Raw genomic sequence first — 17,900 nt, forward strand, 5'->3', positions numbered from 1 at the left:
GGAGGGGACACGATGCAGGCAGCGGTCGGAGCACACCTCATCATTCACGGCAAGCAGGTCGGCCAGGCCGACCGCCACGGCGAGATCCTCGAGGTCCGCGGCGAAGACGGCGGGCCGCCCTACCTCGTGCGCTTCGACGACGGACACGAGACACTGCTCTACCCCGGCGCCGACTGCGAACTCGAGCGCGAGCACGAGGCGCACTGAAGAGGCACTCCCGGAGCTCGTCGACAGGCGGGGCCCACTCGCCCGCTTCGACCAGCTCCACTCGCCCGCTTCGACCAGCTCCGCGGGCAGGCACGCACGCTAGCGTTGACCCATGTTCCACTCCTATGCGGCGATCGGTGACAGCTTCACCGAGGGCGTCGGCGACGAACTGCCCGACGGCTCCACTCGCGGCTGGGCCGACTTCGTCGCGCTCGGCCTGGCGGCCGCGGCCCGCGAACCGATCGGCTACGCGAACCTCGCGATCCGCGGGCGCAAGCTCGGCCCGATCATCGACGAACAGCTCGACCGCGCCATCGCACTCCGCCCCGAACTGCTGAGCTTCAACGGCGGCGGCAACGACATGCTGCGCCCTCGCATGGACGAGCAAGTCACCGCGTCGAGGTTCCGCGATGCGATCCAGCGCATCCGCGCGGCGGGCATCCACGTGCTCATGTTGAGCGGCGCGAACCCAACCGAGCACCTCCCGATGGGCCGCGTGTTCGATGCCCGCGGTGCCCGGCTCACCGCGGCCCTCGTCGACCTCGCCGACGAGCCCGGCGTCACCTTCGTCGACAATTTCAACGATCGCGGGCTCCGCGACATCCGTTACTGGTCGCCCGACAAGCTGCACCTCAATCCACTGGGCCACGCACGCGTGGCCAGCAATGTGCTGACCGGCCTCGGCGTGGCGGTGCCTGCCGAGTGGGGTGTCGACGAGGTCGCGGCCGCCCCAGCCGGCCCGAAGAGTCGCAACACCGCGGCCTACTACCGCGAGTTCGTGCTGCCCTGGATCGGCCGCCGCCTCACCGGCCGCTCATCGGGCGATGGGCGCACCGCCAAGCGGCCGACGCTCGAGCCGGTGACTCCGGATGCCGCGCGCTGACGCCTGCCCCTTCGCTCCCTGAGCCCGTCGAGCCGAGCGAACCTCGTCGAGCTCAGTGAACCTCGTCGAACTCAGCGAACCGCCCCGAGCACGTCGGCGACGAACGCCCTCGTGCGTCGGGCCAGCCCCTCGATGCGCTCGAGCTCATGCGCACTCGGCTGCACCTCGGACGGCGCCGGAGGCCGGCCCAGGCGAACCGTCTCTTGACAGCCGAGGTCGGCGCAGATGTAGGTGGCGACGCTGTCGCCGCGCTCCCCGGCCGAGCCTGCTCGCCGAGCCGAGAACAACTCGACCTGGTCGCCGGGCTGCTGCGTGTGGCAGAGATTGCAGATCGCTGCACGGTGGTGCGAACCCGTGCGTTCCGCCGCCCGGAGCACGACGCCCGCCGCTTCGCCGCCGAGCTCCGTGACGAGGTAGCCGCGCGACGAGATGCGCGGGTCGCGCCAGGCGAACGCATCGAGCGGCGCCCACTCGGTGACGAAGAACCGCACGGGGAGCGAGAGCTGTTCGAGCTCGGCGGCATTCGCGTTCCCGAGCGACGAGCGGACTTCGTTCTCGATCAGCGGTTGCATGCATCCCCTTCAGTGCGTGCGTCCCAGTCTACGAATCGGGGGCGACGTGGCTACGAATCGGGGGCGACGTGCCAGGCGATCTCGACGGATCGCGGCCCCCAGGTCACGACGACGACGTCGTCTCGTCGCACCTCGCGAGGCCTGGCCCCGTCGCGGATGTCATCGCCCGAGATGCGCCGTTCGAGGCCGTGTTCCGCAAAGCTCTCGAGCGACGTGCACGTCGTGACCCAGTCGAAGAAGAACTCACGGCGCGAGAGCAGACAGACCCGGTCGTCGCGACGCGCGACCCAGAACTCGTGTCCGACGGCGACGCCGACGGTGCGGAGCCCGCCGCGATCGCGCTCGTTGAGCTCCGTACCCGCGACGACTTCACCGGCGAGTTCCTGCTCATCGACCGTCTGCGGCCGGTCGAACACTCCGAGCCCCCCTGCGGGTGAGAGCGACTCCCGAACGGGAGCGAGCAGTGCCCAGCCGCCGGCGACGACCAGGAGCACTCCGGCCGCGACCGCGAGCACCCGGAGCCGCACCCGCGTCGCCGCACGACCATCGGGCCGAGTCGGCGTCGGGATGACGGTGACGCCCGGCGTCTCGGCGCCATCCGGTACGTCCTGTGAACCCGACACAACGGGTGGACCCGACGCAACGGGCGACCCCGACGCAACGGAGGAGCCATGGTGCCCACGACTCGTCAGCTCGCGCTCCACCTCGGCGAGTTCGTTCACGAGGTCGGCGGGCGGCTCAACCGAGGTGCCGTAGACGATCCGCTGCAGTTCGTCCCGGCGACGTTCCAGCTCGTCCTCGCCCGCCATCTCCCGCCTCGCGGTGCGGCGGCGGAGCGCACTTCCGCCGTCGCGACTCAGTTCACCGGTGGCTGCCCGCCCACCCGTGTCGCGGGCGCCGCGTCGGCCGCGGCATCCGCTCGATCGGGCGCCGCGGCTCGCCCCCGGATCAGGAAGCCGAACGCGAGCGCCACGAAGAACATCAGTACGCCGTACACCGCGGCGGGCAGGCTCATCTCGACGCTGCCGATGACGGTCTGCGCGATCACGATCGCGAGGGTGGCGTTGTGGATGCCGATCTCGAACGAACTCGCGATCGATTGGGCTCGGTCGACCCGCAGCATCCGCGGCACCAGGAAGCCGACCGTCAGGCTGACGAGGCAGAAGAGCACGGTGATGGCCGCGAGGCTGCCGAAGTTCTCGAGCAGCAGCTCGAGGTTCGAGACGATCGCGCCCGCGATGACGATCACGAGGATCACGACCGAGGCGATGCGCACCGGCTTGTCCATGCGGTCGGCGAAAGTCGGACGCCACCAGCGCACGAGCATGCCGAGCACCACCGGCAGCAGCACGATCGCGAACACCTCCACGGTCTTGGCCAGTTGCAGGCCGAGGGTGTCGTCGCCCGGCAGGAAGTATGCGATCGCGAGATTCGTGATGAGCGGCAGCGTGAAGACGGCGAGCACCGAGTTGATCGCGGTGAGCGAGATGTTCAGGGCGACGTCGCCACGGAACAGATGGCTGTAGAGGTTCGCGGTCGTCCCTCCGGGGGAGGCGGCGAGCAGCATCATGCCGACCGCGAGCACCGGCGGCAGGCGGAACGCCAGCACGAGTGCGAGGCAGATGCCCGGCAGCAGCAACAGCTGGCAGAGCAGCGCGACGATCACCGCCTTCGGATGCTTCGCGACACGCGCGAAGTCGCCCGGCGTGAGTGAGAGGCCGAGCCCGAACATGATGATGCCGAGGGCGACGGGTAATCCGATGGTGGTCAACGCTGATCCCATGCGCTCAGTGTGCCGCAAAGCGGGCTCGGGCGGAACACCGAATCGCGCTCGTCTCAGGGGCATTGTTCCGCGATCGAGTGCACCGTCACCGTCACTGTCACCGTCACCGCGCGATGGTCAGCAGCACCCATTCGAGTTCGGCGGCATCCGGGCTCCACGTCACCTGCACCACGTCGGACTCGTCGGAACCGTCGGGCCGGTGCGGGCCGAGCTCGGCGACCGAGTACTGCACGGCGATGCCGTGCTCCTCGAACCGGCTCGTCGAGGCGCACTCGCCGCGCTCGACCGTGCCGGTGCCGATCGGCACCACCGAGAGGCACACGCGGTCCTCGCCGTTTCGGTACGCCCAGAATCCGCGGCCGAAGAGCACGCCGAGGTTGCGCACCGTGTCGGCCTGGCTGCCGAGCACGACGGTGAGGCTCTCATCGCTCGAACGTTGCGGCCGGTCGAACACGGCGAGCCCGTGCGGCGCCTGCGAAACGCCGATCGCGGCACTCGCGCCGAGTCCAGCGGCCACGGCGAGCACAGCGGCGAACGCGGCGACGGTCGCGAGGCGACCGGCCGGGCGCGCAGGGGCGACCGGCTCATGCACCGGCCCCGCCCCGGTGTCCGAGACTCCTGCGCCCGAGACTCCGGCGCCCGAGACGCCCGCATCCGAGAGTCCGGATGCAGACAACGGACCGGTGATCGACTCCGCGCCGCCGCGCGTGGCACGTCGCGCCGCCAACTCGCGTTCCACCGAGGCCAGCTCTGCCGCGGCATCCGTTCGGTACCCATCGGGCGTGCCGTAGACGACCCGACGCAATGCGACCGCGCGAGCCTCGAGTTCCTGCTCGTGGTCGGTCATCGGCGCCCTCCGGTCCGACGCTACCGAAGGCTCGGCGACGCGCGGAAGCCCCCGCTCGGGTCGCAAAACGAGGTCGACGTCGAACGCGGTGCGAGCCCTACGAATCGCCCGACCGGGCGGCGCTGCCGGACGACGACCACTCCTCGTACGTCATGGGCACCGATCCTCCGTCTCGCGTGATCGGCACCCAGACCCAGGCGTCGTCGGTCGACGCCGTCGAGCGCGGCACGATCGACCACTCGACGGTTGCGGATCGGTCGGTCCAGATCAGTGCGACGGCGCTCGCCGGATCGAGCCCTGCGGGCCGCGCCTCAGCGCCGAGCTCGTCGTAGCTGATCAACTGACGGATGCCCGAGCGCGCGAACTCCGTCTCGCTCACGCAGTTCGCGCCCCAACTGCTCCGGTGCTGCGTCTGCGCGATCATGCAGACCTCGTTGCCGTCGCGGAAGACCCACACGTCGTGGTCGACGGCACGTCCGATGCTGCGGAAGCTCGACACGGCGTCCGCTCCGAGCACCGCCACGAAGGCCCGCGGGCCCGCATCGACCTCGTCGCGGGCCTGGTCGAACACCTCGAGCCCCCGCGGCGGGGAGGTGGGGTCCATCGCCGGGCGGAATGCGATGACGAGAGCCACGGCGACACCGACGGCGGCCGCGACGGCGAGCGCAGGCCGCCGCCAACCGTGGAGCCGCTGCGACGCCTTCGAGTCGATCGCGACCGCGGTCGCAACCGGCGGCGTCGCCGTCACCGCTCGGGTGCCCGCCGCTGCCTCGGTCGCGGCCCCGGTCGCGGCCTCCTCTTGCGCCTGCATCGCTCGAAGCTGCGCGAGCGTCTCTTCGACGGCGAGCAGCTCGGTCACGGCGCCCGACTCGTGCCCACCGGGCGCGCCGTAGACGACTCGCCGCAACTCGTCGCGGCGGGCGGAAAGGCGTGCGCGATCGCGGTCCATCGACAGCTCCCGCTTCAACCGTACGCCGCCGAACCGAGAGCCGCACGCGGCGATGCCGAACGCCTGCGGCGCATGGTCGCGGGGCACGCCCCGCCCGAAGAGTCAGTCGGCGAAGTTCGGCCGCGGCCGGTCGTCGACCCGAGGACACCAGCCTGCAGGCGACGAGTCGTAGACGTGCGCGGGCCCGTCGGCGATGAGCCGTGCGAGCGCGTCGAGAAGACGTTCGATGTCGTCGGCTGAGGTGCCGGCGCCGAGGCTCGCGCGCAGGCCGTTGGTGCGCGTCGCCACGCGCTCGAAGAAGGGGTGGGCGCAGAAGCGACCGGCGCGCACCGAGATGCCGTATTCGGCGCCCAATGCAGCGGCCAGGAGGCCGACCGAACCGCGTTCGAGTTCGAGGGTCGCGATGCCGAGCCGGTCGACGGGCGAAGCGGCGGAGTCATCGAAACCGCGGATGACCCGGATGCCGCGCTGCGCGGCGAGCCCGTCGTGCAGGCGAGCAGTGAGCGCGGCCTCGTGCTCGTGGCGGGCCGGCTCGCCGATTCGCTCGAACTCGGTGAGCGCGCGGGCCAGTGCCGCGACGCCGACGACGTTCGGGGTGCCGGCTTCGTGGCGTTCGGCGCCGCGCTTCCACTCGACCCCGTCGAGTCGCACGGCCTCGACCGCTCCCCCGCCGGCGAGATGAGGGGCGGCTTCGTCGAGCCAGTCGCCGCGGCCGATGAGGGCACCCGCACCGAACGGTGCGTAGGCCTTGTGCCCTGAGAAGGCGAGATAGTCGATGCCGGATGCCGCGAGGTCGACCCTGCGGTGCGGCAGCAGTTGCGCGGCGTCGACGGCGAGGCGGGCGCCGTGCGCGTGGGCGATCGCGGCGAGCCGCGCGATGGGCAGCACTTCGCCCGTCACGTTCGACGCGCCCGTCACCGAGAGCAGTGCCGCCGGACATCGTGCGAGTTCGGCCTCGAGCCTGTCGACCGTCGCGTCGATCGTCGACTGCCCGACGACGACCCGGCGCGATCGCCACGGCAGGAGGTTCGCGTGGTGCTCGAGGTCGAGCACCACGGTGTCGCCCGGCACCGCCGAGGCGAGCAGGTTGAGTGCATCGGTCGTGTTGCGGGTGAAGACGACGAGGTCGTCGTCGCGGGCACCGACGTGCCGGGCGACCGTGACGCGGGCGTCATCGACGAGCGAGGTCGACAACTGCGACGGGTAGCCCGAACCGCGGTGCACGCTCGCGTAGTACGGCAGCACCCGCGTCACGTGCTTCGCCACGACCTCGAACGCGGGGGCGGATGCCGCGACATCGAGGTTCACGTGACGCACCCGCCCGCCGCCGAGCACGGGAACCTCGAGTCCGGCGTCGGCGAGCACCGCGAGCGGGCCGAGTGGCGCGGGCGGAGGGACCTCCGTCGCCGCCGTCGCCTGGGCGCGCGAAACGCGGGCGGCGGCGGTCACGTTGGCGATCACGGGGCTCCTCAAGGCGTGGTTTCGTCGAGGCTACGGACGCCCCGCGCCGTGCCTCAACCCTCGCCGACGCGAACCGTCACGGTGCGACACATTCGGAAACATGCCGCACCTCGCGAGTCGGGGAGCGACGAGTCCGAACGTGCGGGCGTGCGAGACGGCTACTCGCCGGGCGGGTTCTCGGGCTCGCCGAGCGAGAGCATGAGCCGATTCGCCCAGTTGAAGAACGCCGCGGAGTGGATGACGTCGGAGACCGCCTGCTCGTCGAACCCGGCAGCGCGCAGCGCGTCGAGGTGACGGCGCTCGAGCCGCGAGGGTGTGGCGGCGAGGGCGACGGCCGCATCGATGACCGCGCGCCACGCGGCATCCTGCTCGCCCGCGATGCCCTCGTCGAGCAGGCGCTGCACGTCGTCGTGACGCTTGGAGTGGTGCGTCGCGAACCGCGCGTGCACCGAGGCGCAGAAGATGCATCCGTTGAACCGGCTCGTCGCGGCGGCGGCGAGTTCGCGCTCGGCACGAGGCAAACCGTCTTTCGCGTTGTAGAAGATGTCCTTGTCGGTGAGCGTGCGCGCTTTCAGAATGTCGGGGTCGCGCGCGAGCAGCCGGAAGTAATCGCTCTTCGCGCGCGAACGGTCGACGAGTCCGTCGTACTGGCGCTCGGTGAGCGTCTCCTCGTCAGCAGGCTCGAGCCACGGCAGCCAGCCGAGCTCGGATTGCGTGAAGGCCAGGGGTACGGATGCCTCGGGGTGGGTGATGATGCGCACGGGCTCGCCGGTCGCGGCATCCGTCGAACCTGCCGGTGCACCCTCGGTGCGGTCGATCGTCTGTTCGGTCATGCTGCGTCCTCCGTGGTGAGCAGGCGGAGCCCGGCCGCGACGCGCAGTTGGAACGCGAGGAACGAGACGAGCTGGGAGAGGGTGACGATGCCATCGGTCGACCAGCCCGCGTCGCCGAGTGCGGCGAGGGCGGTGACCGACGACTCGCGCGGCCGGAAGATGAGGAGGTGCGTGTGCTCGAGAGCGCCGGCGAGCCGCTCGCCGAGTGCTGCTCGCGCGTGGTCGTCGACGGCGAAGCGGCGCCCGGCCACGCTCTCGCCCGCGAGCGGGCCCTCGGCTGGATAGTCGCCGTACGGACCTGTCGTGCGGGCCGCCTCGGCGAGGTCGGTGATCGCGGCGGCGAGCACTCGGCCGCCGGCCTGTCGCGTGAGCGCGTCGTAGTGGCCGGTCGCCACCTCGTCGTCGTGCAGGATCGCGACGAACTGCGCGACGGCCGCGCGTTCGGCGAGGCTCGCGTGCGTCTCGTCGATCGTCGAGAACAGTGCGTCGTAGCTCGCCTGCGCATTGTCGCGGGTGGCGGGCCGGTGCCGGCGGAGCGCGTCGACGGCGCCTCCTGGTGCCACCCCTGCGAGCCGGTCGATGATGTCGGTCATGTGGTCTTCCCTTCGATGGTTCGTTCTTCGCTGATCGAGTAGGCCCGCCAGGGCCGTATCGAGATCCCTCGCCGCTGGTCCGTTCTTCGCTGATCGAGTAGGCCCGCCAGGGCCGTATCGAGATCCCTCGCCGCTGGTCCGTTCTTCGCTGATCGAGTAGGCCCGCCAGGGCCGTATCGAGATCCCTCGCGAGGTCTCGATACGCTTCCTCCTCCGTCGGGCGCTACTCGACCGGCGGGCGGGCCCTACTCGACGAGTTGGGGTGTACGTGCCTCCCGGGCGCTCCCCCACCCGAGCGCGGGGGCGACCTCGCGGGCGATGAGTTCGATCGACCGCAGCACGAGCTCGTGCGGCGGATCGACGGAGTGCACCTGGAATGCCACCTCGCTCGCCTGCGCGGCCACGGTGTCGGCGGCGAGCGACTCGACGACCTCGTCGACGGTGCCCACGTGCGTGTCGTACGAGGCGATGAGCTCGTCGAGCGTGTCGCCGAACGGTGGCTGCCCGGTGCGCGTGAAGCCGGCGGCCGCCCGGCGCAGCCCGACCTCGGCGTGGCGACGCGCCTCCTCGCGCGAGTCTGCGACGAAGAGCGTGCGCGACGCGAGGATCCGCGGGGGCACGCCGTGCGGGAGCGACTCGAGGTACGCGTCGACGATCGGCTGCTGCAGTTCCGAGATCGAGGCCCGCGAAGCATCCGCTTGCCTGGGTTGCGTACGCGAGAGCATGAGCCCGTGGCCGGCGCGGCCGGCGCGAGTGCCGCCCGAGGCCGAGAACGTCGCCTGCCAGACGTGGCCGAGCAGGTCCCGGCCCGGCGGCTGCAGGCGGTTGCGTTCGTCGCCGAGTGCGCCGCCGGCGAGCGCGGCGACGAGCGTGTCGACCTTCTCCGAGAAGACCCGTGCGCGATCCTCCGAGCGCGCTCCGAACGCGAGGAACGATGCCGGGTTCGCGCCCGAGCCGAGGCCGAGCTCGGCGCGACCGCTCGAGAGCAGGTCGAGCACGACCGCATCTTCGGCGACCCGCACCGGGTCCTCGAGCGGCAGCGTCACGACGGCCGTGCCGAGCCGGATGCGCGAGGTCGACGCGGCCACATTCGCGAGGAACACGAACGGCGACGGCAGCCCGCCCTCGGCGGCGTGGAAGTGGTGCTGCGCGACCCACGCCGAGTCGAACCCGTGGCGCTCCGCAGCGACGATCTGCTCGGTCGCGATGCGGTAGCGCTCAGCGGGCCCGGCGTCGTCGAGCAACCTGGTGAAGAATCCGATGCGGGTCATGCGAGTGCCTTTCCGATGGGGACTGCTGACGTTGCTGGTGCTGGAGGCGCCGATACTGCTGGAGGCGGTACAGCTGCTGTTGCTCGCCGGGGAACCGCGTCGAGCAACTCCCGCGTGTACTCGTGCTGCGGGGCACGGAAGACCTGCTCGGTCGGCCCGCTCTCGACGATCCGGCCGCGGCGCATGACCGAGACCGAGTGGCTGAGCCGGGCGACGACCGAGAGGTCGTGCGAGATGAACAGGTAGCTGAGCCCGAGTTCGCCCTGGAGCTGCTCGAGCAGTTCGAGAATGCGCGCTTGCACGGTGACGTCGAGCGCCGACACGGCCTCGTCGAGGATGACGAGTTCGGGTTCGAGCGCGAGTGCCCGTGCGATCGCCACCCGCTGGCGCTGCCCGCCCGAGAGTTCGCCCGGCCGGTGCGAGGCGAGCTGCGCCGGCAACGACACGCGATCGATGAGTTGCCGAGCGGATGCCGCGCGCGACCGTCGATCGCCGACGCCGAAGTTGCGCAACGGCTCGGCGATGATCTCCTCGACCGACTGACGCGGGTCGAGCGAAGCGAAGGGGTTCTGATAGACGAGCTGTACGCGCCGACGGAATGCACGCTTGGCGCCCCCGGCGAGCGCCGTGACCGGTTCGCCGCCGAGTGACACCTCGCCGGCTTCGGGCGTCACGAACCGGGCGATGATGCGCGCCGTCGTCGTCTTGCCCGAGCCAGACTCCCCCACGATCGCGTGGCTGGTGCCGCGCAGCACGCTGAACGAAACGTCGTCGACGGCGCGGAACGGCTCACGGCCCCGGCCCCGGCCCCGGCCGAGCGAGAACTCCTTCACGAGCCCGGACGCCTCGAGCACGAACGGATTCTCAGCGGCTGCGACGCCCGCGTCGCGCAGGTACAGCGGCGGGCGGGGGTGGCGGAACGCGTGCTCGGCGAGCCCAGGGGCATCCGCCAGCAATTGCCTCGTGTACGTCTCGGCGGGCGCGTCGAGCACCGACTCGGTCTCGCCCTGCTCGACGATGCGCCCGTGCTGCATGACGACGACCCGCTCGGCACGTTCGGCCGCGACGCCCAGGTCGTGCGTGACGAGCAGCACCGCGGTGCCGTGCTCGCGGCGCAGTTCGTCGATGAGGTCGAGGATGCGCCGCTGCACGGTCACGTCGAGCGCGCTCGTGGGCTCGTCGGCGATCACGAGTTCGGGCTCGAGGGCGACCGCATTGGCGATGAGCACGCGCTGCCGCATGCCGCCCGAGAGTTCGTGCGGATACTGCTTCGCCCGAAGTGCCGGGTCGTCGAGGCCGACGCGCTCGAGCAGCTCGAGCACCCGCCCGCGTACGTCGCGCCGGTCGCCGCGACCGTGGATGCGGAAGGTGTCGGCCAGTTGCACGCCGATGGGTCGCACGGGGTTCAGCGACGACACCGGGTCCTGCGGGATGTAGCCGATGCGGGAGCCGCGCACGCTCTGCAGGCGTCGGTCGCTCCACCCCGAGATGTCGGTGCCCGAGAGGCGGACCGCCCCCGATTCGATGCGTCCGCCGCCGGGCAGCAGCCCGAGCACCGCGCTCGAGGTCGTCGTCTTGCCCGAACCCGATTCGCCGACGAGCGCGACGACTTCGCCGGGCCGCACGTCGAACGAGACGTCGTGCACGACGCGGCGCGGCCCGGCGGAGGTGCGGTACGCGACGTCGAGGTGCTCGATCACGAGCAGCGGTCCGGTCATCGGTTCCTCCCGAGGGCATGGCTGATGCGATTGGCCGAGAGCACGACGGCGACGACCACGAGCCCCGGCAGCACCGTGAGCCACCACGAGGTCGCGACGTAATTGCGGCCCTCGGCGATGGCCAGACCCCACTCGGGCGTCGGCGGCGGAGCGCCGTAGCCGAGGAAGCCGAGCGTGGAGATCGCGAGGATCGCCGTGCCGAACTGCAGCGCGGCGAGCCCGATGACGGCCGTCAGCGAGTTGGGCAGCACGTGCCGGAACAGCACGGTGTGCAACCGCGCCCCCGAGCCGAACGCCGCCTCGACGAAGTCGCTCTGCCGCACCCGCACCACCTCTGACCTCGAGAGACGCGCGAATGCCGCGATCGAGCCGACGCCGACGGCGATCGCCGCATTCACGGTGCCGAAGCCGAGCAGGATGATGATCGAGAGCGCGAGCAGCAAGCCCGGGATCGAGAGCAGCACGTCGACGATGCGCATGACGACCGCATCGACCGCGCCGCCGAGCGAACCCGCGAGCACGCCCAGCAGGGTGCCGACGACGAGACCGACCGTCACCGCGACGAAGGCGCCCGACAACGAGTGCACCGCCCCGTAGACGACCCGGGTGAAGAGGTCGCGCCCGATCGCGTCGGTGCCGAAGAGATGCGCCGCGCTCGGCCCCTGCAGCTTCTCGGCCGGCACGCCACTGATCGGATCCTGCCCGGTGAAGAGCCACGGCACGATCGCCCACGCGATCACGACGGCGATCACCAGCCAGGCGAACACGAGCCCGGGTCGGATGCCGCGGAGCCGGTGCAGCACCCCACGTCGAGTCTCGACCGTCCCCTCCGCTGGTCGGGTAGCGCCCGACGAAGGAGGGCGCGTATCGAGACCGCTCGCGGGGTCTCGATACGGCGCTGGCGCGCCTACTCGACCAACGGGATCCTGCGGCGCTGGCGCGCCCACCCCATCCGCTGGTCGAGTAGCGCCCGACGAAGGAGGACGCGTATCGAGACCGCTCGCGGCCTGCGGCGCTGGCGCGCCCACCCCATCCGCTGGTCGAGTAGCGCCCGACGAAGGAGGACGCGTATCGAGACCCGTCACGGGATGCGGCGCTGGCGCGCCTACTCGACCAACGGGATCCTGCGGCGCTGGCGCGCCCACCCCATCCGCTGGTCGAGTAGCGCCCGACGAAGGAGGACGCGTATCGAGACCCGTCACGGGATGCGGCGCTGGCGCGCCTACTCGACCGGCGAGGTCGTGATCGGTGCTCATGCCGCCACCGCCTTCCGCTTCAGTCTCGGGTCGAGCACGGGGTACACGAGGTCGACGGCGAGGTTCACGACGACGAACACGACGGCGGCGAGGATCACGATGGCCTGCAGCACCGCGACGTCCTGATTCGCGACCGCCTGCTCGGTCAATCGGCCGACGCCCGCCCGGCCGAAGACCGTCTCGGTGACGACGGCGCCGCCGATGAGCTCGCCGATCAGCACGCCCGCGATCGTGATCGCCGGCAGCAGGGCGTTGCGCGCGACATCCCGCCACAGCACGCGCGCCGGGCCGGCTCCCTTCGCCCGCACGACCGCGACGAACGGCGACAGTTGCACCTCGTCGATCGAGCGGGCGAGCACTTGGGCGAGCGGCGCCGAGATCGGGATCGCGAGCGTGAGTACCGGCAGGATGAGCGCCTGCGCCGGATCGGCCCCGATCACCGGCACGAGCTTCAACTGGAACGAGAACACCTGGATCAGCACGATGCCGAGCCAGAACACCGGCACCGACACGAACAATCCGGGTAGCGAACGCAGCGCCTGCCGCAGCCACGCGAACGGCGCAAGCGTCGAGAGGAACGCGACCGCGACCGCGAGGAGCACCGCGACGAGGAAGCCGAGACCCGCGAGCGCGAACGTCTCGGGCAGCGCGGCTGCGAGCAGCTCGTGCACGGGAGTGCCGTACTGCACCGAGTACCCGAAGTCGCCCGCGACGAACCCCGACACCGTGTGCAGGTACTGCTGCCACGCCGGCACGTCGGCGCCGTAGCTCGACCGGATGTCGGCGATCTGCTCGGGCGACAACCCGAGTTCGGGGCTCTCGAACTTGATCAGGATCGCATCGCCGGGCAGCGCCTGCAGCAGCACGAACGTCACCGTGAAGGCGAGTGCGAGCACCACGAGCGCCTGCCCGACGCGACGTGCGAGGTACGGCATGGGTGCTCCTTCCGAGGTTTCGCTGGTCGAGTAGCGCGAAGCGCGTATCGAGACGGTGAGCGGGTCTCGATACGGCCCTGGAAGGCCGACTCGAGCAGCGGGTGCGCTACTGCTTCTCGACCCAGGTGTCGTAGAACTGCGGGCGGGCGACGGCTTCGGTCGTGAACCCGTGCACGTACGGCGCGGCGCCGTAGACCTGCGGCTCCTCGAAGAGCGGGATGACGTACGCCTGCTCGGTGAGGTAGTCCTGCACGGCGGCCGACGCTGCATCACGTGCCGTCACGTCGGGCTCGGATGCCACGGCCGAAAGCAATTCGTCGAGCTTCGCGTCGTTCGAGAGCAGGGTGTTGCGGTTCTTCGTGAAGTACTGGCTCTTGATCACGTCGTGATCGGCGCGTCCGACCATCGAGTGGTAGAGCGGGGTCTTCAGCGGGTCGAGGATGTCGGCTGCGTAGCTGCCGGCATCCGCTGCCTTGACGTTCAGTTCGACGCCGATCTTCGCGAGCTGCTGGCTGACGAGTTCGAGGGTCTGCTTCGAGAGGGGCTGCGGGGCCGCCTCGTAGACGGTGAGCGAGAGCCGCTCGCCGTCTTTCGCACGGACGCCGTCGGCGCCGACCTTCCAACCGGCCTCGTCGAGCTGTTCCTCTGAGAGGTCGGGGTCGAACGCGAGTTCCTTCGATTCGTCCGTGTACCCCGCGGCGGTCGAAGCGAGCTGCGAGGTCGCGACCGGGTAGTTCTCGGTGAAGATCGTGTCCACGACCTCTTGCGCGTCGACGCCGTGCACGAGTGCCTGTCGCACCCGCAGGTCGCTGAGCAGCGGGTTCGTGAACCGCAGGCCGATCGAGTTGTTGACACCCCGGGTGGGCGCGGCGATGATCTCGAAGCCCGCGCCCGAGACCTGCGCCTCGTCGAAGGCCTGCACGTAGCGGATCACGTCGGCCTGTCCGGCGAGCAGCGAGCCGATGCGCACGCTGTCTTCGGGCGTCACGACGAGGTCGATCGCGTCGAGGTGGGCGCGACCCTGGTGCTCGAACGAGGGCGGGGCCCAGTCGTAGTCCTCACGCGCCTCGAGGTGCAGCGAGGTGCCGATCTCCTCCTCGGTGATGACGAACGGGCCCGAGCCGATGATCTCGGTCGACGAACCGGCGCCGAAGTCTTCGAGTTTGCGGTCGAGCGTCTCGGTCGAGAGCAGCCCAGAGTTGATCGTCGAGGTCGCCTGCAGGAACCCGGGCGCCGGCGCTGAGAAGTGGAACGTCACGGTGTCGTCGTCGACGACCTCGCTCGAGGCGTAGTTGTTGATCGCCTCCGAGATGGTCAGGCCGAGCTCGGTGTTGCCGAGGCCGTAGGTGTCGAAGTTCTTCGCGACGGCTGCGGCATCGAGCACGGTGCCGTCGGAGAAGGTCACGTCATCGCGCAGATCGAAGGTGTACTCCGTGGCATCCGCATTCACCGTCCACTCGGTCGCGACCCACGGCTCGATCTCGAGCGACTCCGGGTCCTGCCAGGTGAGGCGGGCCGTGAGATTGTTCACGATGCCGCCGTTCGGGTAGAACCCGGCCTGCGGCGGGTAGAGCGTCGTGTGCGCCTGGTGCTCGAGGTAGGTGAGCGTGCCGCCCTCGACGGGGTCACCGCCCGCGGCGGCATCCGTCACGCCGGATTGGGCGGCGCATGAGGCGAGCAGGGTCACTGCGGCGAGCGCGGCGGTGCCGGCGACGGCGAGGCGACGGGTGCGTGGGGTGGACATCTGGTGGTCTTCCTTCGGTCGGTACGGATCGTGTGCTCCGTTGGTGAGGCGTGCGCTCGAAACTACGGATGCCGCGGGGCGGCCTCAACCGGGCCACGACCCGCGCGGTCACGGGGTGAAACGAGGTGAAACGCCGCGTCACCGGGCGACACGTGCACGTTGCCCGGGCGGCCGAGTCCGAGGTGATCGCGCAGCGTCTCGCCCTCGTACTCGGTGGGGAACACGCCACGTCGCTGCAGTTCGGGCACCACTTGGAGCGCGAAGGCCTCGAACTGCTGCGGCTGCACCGCGGAGAGCACGTTGAAGCCGTCGACGGCTCCGGCGTCGCCCCACGCCTCGAACTCGGCGGCGATGTCTTCGGCGGTGCCGACGATCATCGAGGCGTTCACGGACGCCGCGACCACGAGGTGGCGTAGCGTCGGCGGGCGCTCCCCGTTGGGGCTGCGCCCGGTGCGTTCGGCGACGATCTCGACGAGTTCCTGCCCGGGGGCGCTGAACTCGGCGACGAGCGCGGGCGTGACCGCCCGATCGGGTGAGAGACCGGCGAGGTCGACCCCGACGAGCGTCGAGAGCTGCGCGAGCGATCGGTTCGCGGGGAACGCCGCCGGCGGACCGCTCGGCCAGTCCTCGGCGATCTGCACGAGCTCGCTGAGCTCATCGGCGATCGACTGGGCGTGTTCGCGGGTCTCCCCCACGATCGGCAGCACCGGCGCGATGACCTTCAGCGTGCGGTCGTCACGACCTGATTCGAAGGCGAGCGAACGCAACTCCTCGCGGATCGTGACCGCGTGCTCGAGCCCGCTGACCGCGACGAGCGCGAGGTCGGCGCTCTGCGCGGCGAACAGCCGTGACCGCGGCGAGGTGCCGGCGTGCACGATCGGCAGGTGCCCCTGCACGGGCCGCGCGACGTTCAGCGGACCCGTCACGCTGAGGTGCTGGCCGTGGAAGTCGGTGGCGTGCAGCTTCTGCGGGTCGAGGTACACGCCGCGCGCGGCATCCGCGACGATCGCATCGTCTTCGAAGGAATCCCAGAGCCGGCGCAGCACGATCTCGAACTCGACGGCCCGGTCGTAGCGTGACTCGTTCGCCGCGTGGAAGTCGAGACCGTGATTGCCGGCGGCGCGCGGCTCGGCCCCGGTCACGAGGTTGAGGCCGACGCGCCCGCCCGAGAGCAGGTCGACCGAGGCCGTCGCCCGCGCGAGCGTGTACGGGTCGGAGTAGCTCGTGTTCGCCGTGGCGATGAGCCCGATGCGGGAGGTGATGCCCGAGAGGTAGGTGATCGCCGAGATCGGGTCGATGCGGGCCACGAGGTACGGGTCGCGGAACTCGAGGTCGTGGCCGGTGGCGAGCCAATCGCCGAAGAAGAGGTAGTCGAGTCGGGCGGCCTCGGCGACCTCGGCCGCGCGCCGCAGCACGGCGGCGTCGGTGCGGGGATCCCGATGGGCGCCGGGGTACCGCCAGCCCGAGGGGTACGCGCCGATGGCCCTGACCATTGCGCCGATGATGAGTCGTGTCATGTTTCGACCTCCTGGGCTCGACGCTAGAGAGGCCGAGCGGATGCCGCGAGGGCCGCTGTCACACGAGGGAACCGGCCGTCACACGCGTCAATCGGGGGTCACACGGCGTCATCGGCATCGTCAGTCCTGACAGCGCCACGCACCTGCCGCGACGCGGCGATGACGCGAAGCAGTGTCGCGAGGGCTGCCCTCAACTCCTCGACCCCGACGACCGCCCCGACCGCGTCGGCCCACGCGTGCTGAGCTGCGCCGAGGCGCGCGACGGCCGCGCGCCCATCGGCGGTGGGCTGCAGCAGCTTGGCCCGGCGGTGCCGCGGATTCTCTGTGTACTCGGCCCAGCCGCGTTCGACGAGGAGGTCGGCGGTGCGCTGCACGCTCTGCCTGGCGAGGCCGAGACCGACCCTGCGGGCGATCTCGGCCACCGGGATCCCCTCGTCGAGTGTCGCACCGAGCACCTGCCATTGCGCGGGGGTGAGGCCGGCCGGGCCGGCGATGTCGCGGGCGGCGTCGAGGAACTCGCCGTTCAGTTCGAACACCGGCAGCACGAGCTCAGTGAGCGCGTCACCCGCGGGGCTGCGGCCTGCCATCATTCGGCACCGACGAGCGCGTCGTAGTACCGGCGCTCGCCGGTCGTGTAGAGGCCGTACCAGGCGTCGATCACCGACTGCGGCATGGCGTCGAGTGCTTCGAAGATCGCCTTGGCGAATTCGATCGGCGCGGTTGCACCCGCGGTGATCACGCCGCCGTCGACGACGGCACGGGCATCGGCGTAGTGCGCGGCCCCGGTGTACCCGCCGGCGAGACCGAGGAAGTCGGGAGCGTTGCTCGTGCGCCGCCGCTCGTTCAACAGCCCCGCGCGGGCGAGACCGAGCGTGCCACCGCAGATCGCGGCGACCGGCGTGCCCGACTCGACAAGGCGCACGGCGAGCTCGAGCACCTGCTCGTGCCCCTCGGCCCAGGTGTCGGCGCCGGGGATGACGAGCATCGCGATGCGGTCGGGATCGAGTTCGGCGAGCGCGACATCCGGTCTCACATGGAGCCCGCCCATGGTGTCGACTTCATCGCCCGTCTCACCCGCAGTGACGAGCCGGATCGCGCCGCCGGTCATGCCCAGACCGGCGGTGAGGTAGCCGTACTCCCAGTCGGCCATGGTGTCGGTGGCGTAGAGCACCACGAGCCGTTCGTTCGCGTCAATTTTTGTCAGCATGCTGTCATTTCCCTCCATTTGACAGAGTGCTGTCAAGGGCGGGGATGAGGGCGGGAACAGGAAGAGTGGCGCACACCGCCGCGCTGCGTACAATCAGAGCACCGCGCAATCGCGCACTCCCCAC

General features: G+C 70.7%; 18 protein-coding genes. 2 read left to right on the forward strand and 16 right to left on the reverse strand.

What is annotated here, in order from left to right; all coding sequences use genetic code 11:
* The first annotated feature begins 12 nt into the window (after positions 1-12).
* Positions 13-207, forward strand: a complete 195-nt coding sequence (locus AC1C2S_RS05550; RefSeq protein ID WP_495351534.1) for a DUF1918 domain-containing protein — start codon at positions 13-15, stop codon at positions 205-207.
* 112 nt (positions 208-319) lie between these two features.
* The gene (locus tag AC1C2S_RS05555; protein WP_495351535.1) at positions 320-1,090 is read left to right on the forward strand and encodes an SGNH/GDSL hydrolase family protein; all 771 of its coding nucleotides are present in this window, start codon (positions 320-322) and stop codon (positions 1,088-1,090) included.
* 71 nt (positions 1,091-1,161) lie between these two features.
* Here AC1C2S_RS05555 and AC1C2S_RS05560 read toward each other — a convergent pair whose 3' ends face one another.
* From AC1C2S_RS05560 to AC1C2S_RS05635, 16 genes are all read right to left on the reverse strand, one after another.
* Entirely contained in the window at positions 1,162-1,662 is a 501-nt protein-coding gene (locus tag AC1C2S_RS05560) for an FBP domain-containing protein (RefSeq protein ID WP_495351536.1), read from the reverse strand.
* Positions 1,663-1,712: 50 nt separating this feature from the next.
* Positions 1,713-2,471 (reverse strand): hypothetical protein, encoded by a 759-nt coding sequence (locus AC1C2S_RS05565; protein WP_495351537.1) that lies wholly within the window; start codon positions 2,469-2,471, stop codon positions 1,713-1,715.
* Positions 2,472-2,518: 47 nt separating this feature from the next.
* The gene (locus tag AC1C2S_RS05570; protein WP_495351538.1) at positions 2,519-3,445 is read right to left on the reverse strand and encodes a bile acid:sodium symporter family protein; all 927 of its coding nucleotides are present in this window, start codon (positions 3,443-3,445) and stop codon (positions 2,519-2,521) included.
* A 103-nt stretch (positions 3,446-3,548) separates the two neighbouring features.
* A complete protein-coding gene (locus AC1C2S_RS05575; RefSeq protein WP_495351539.1) occupies positions 3,549-4,292 on the reverse strand; it encodes a hypothetical protein in 744 nt (247 codons plus the stop codon).
* A gap of 97 nt (positions 4,293-4,389) precedes the next feature.
* Positions 4,390-5,241, reverse strand: coding sequence for a hypothetical protein (locus AC1C2S_RS05580; RefSeq protein ID WP_495351540.1), 852 nt, complete (start codon positions 5,239-5,241; stop codon positions 4,390-4,392).
* Positions 5,242-5,343: 102 nt separating this feature from the next.
* A complete protein-coding gene (locus tag AC1C2S_RS05585; protein WP_495351541.1) occupies positions 5,344-6,702 on the reverse strand; it encodes an aminotransferase class V-fold PLP-dependent enzyme in 1,359 nt (452 codons plus the stop codon).
* Between the two features lie 158 nt (positions 6,703-6,860).
* Positions 6,861-7,535 carry an alkylhydroperoxidase domain protein gene (locus AC1C2S_RS05590; RefSeq protein ID WP_495351542.1) on the reverse strand — a complete coding sequence of 225 codons (675 nt, stop codon included), beginning with the start codon at positions 7,533-7,535 and terminating at the stop codon, positions 6,861-6,863.
* Positions 7,532-8,128, reverse strand: coding sequence for a CMD domain protein (locus AC1C2S_RS05595; RefSeq protein WP_495351543.1), 597 nt, complete (start codon positions 8,126-8,128; stop codon positions 7,532-7,534). Before AC1C2S_RS05595 ends, AC1C2S_RS05590 begins: the two co-directional genes overlap by 4 nt.
* Positions 8,129-8,373: 245 nt before the next feature.
* Positions 8,374-9,399: a putative FMN-dependent luciferase-like monooxygenase gene (locus AC1C2S_RS05600; protein ID WP_495351544.1), complete on the reverse strand. Its 1,026-nt coding sequence runs from the start codon at positions 9,397-9,399 to the stop codon at positions 8,374-8,376.
* Entirely contained in the window at positions 9,396-11,117 is a 1,722-nt protein-coding gene (locus AC1C2S_RS05605; protein ID WP_495351545.1) for a dipeptide ABC transporter ATP-binding protein, read from the reverse strand. Before AC1C2S_RS05605 ends, AC1C2S_RS05600 begins: the two co-directional genes overlap by 4 nt.
* Positions 11,114-11,920 carry an ABC transporter permease gene (locus tag AC1C2S_RS05610; protein WP_495351546.1) on the reverse strand — a complete coding sequence of 269 codons (807 nt, stop codon included), beginning with the start codon at positions 11,918-11,920 and terminating at the stop codon, positions 11,114-11,116. Before AC1C2S_RS05610 ends, AC1C2S_RS05605 begins: the two co-directional genes overlap by 4 nt.
* A 449-nt stretch (positions 11,921-12,369) precedes the next feature.
* The gene (locus tag AC1C2S_RS05615) at positions 12,370-13,308 is read right to left on the reverse strand and encodes an ABC transporter permease (protein ID WP_495351547.1); all 939 of its coding nucleotides are present in this window, start codon (positions 13,306-13,308) and stop codon (positions 12,370-12,372) included.
* Between the two features lie 106 nt (positions 13,309-13,414).
* On the reverse strand, positions 13,415-15,052 hold the full coding sequence (locus AC1C2S_RS05620; RefSeq protein WP_495351548.1) for a TIGR04028 family ABC transporter substrate-binding protein: 1,638 nt from the start codon (positions 15,050-15,052) through the stop codon (positions 13,415-13,417).
* Between the two features lie 62 nt (positions 15,053-15,114).
* On the reverse strand, positions 15,115-16,569 hold the full coding sequence (locus tag AC1C2S_RS05625) for an NtaA/DmoA family FMN-dependent monooxygenase (RefSeq protein WP_495351549.1): 1,455 nt from the start codon (positions 16,567-16,569) through the stop codon (positions 15,115-15,117).
* A gap of 98 nt (positions 16,570-16,667) precedes the next feature.
* On the reverse strand, positions 16,668-17,156 hold the full coding sequence (locus tag AC1C2S_RS05630) for a MarR family winged helix-turn-helix transcriptional regulator (RefSeq protein WP_495351550.1): 489 nt from the start codon (positions 17,154-17,156) through the stop codon (positions 16,668-16,670).
* Positions 17,156-17,776: a DJ-1/PfpI family protein gene (locus AC1C2S_RS05635; RefSeq protein WP_495351551.1), complete on the reverse strand. Its 621-nt coding sequence runs from the start codon at positions 17,774-17,776 to the stop codon at positions 17,156-17,158. The genes AC1C2S_RS05630 and AC1C2S_RS05635 overlap by 1 nt, the downstream gene beginning before the upstream one ends.
* Positions 17,777-17,900: the final 124 nt, after the last annotated feature.

The sequence above is a fragment of the Agromyces sp. Y782 genome, from assembly GCF_059445405.1.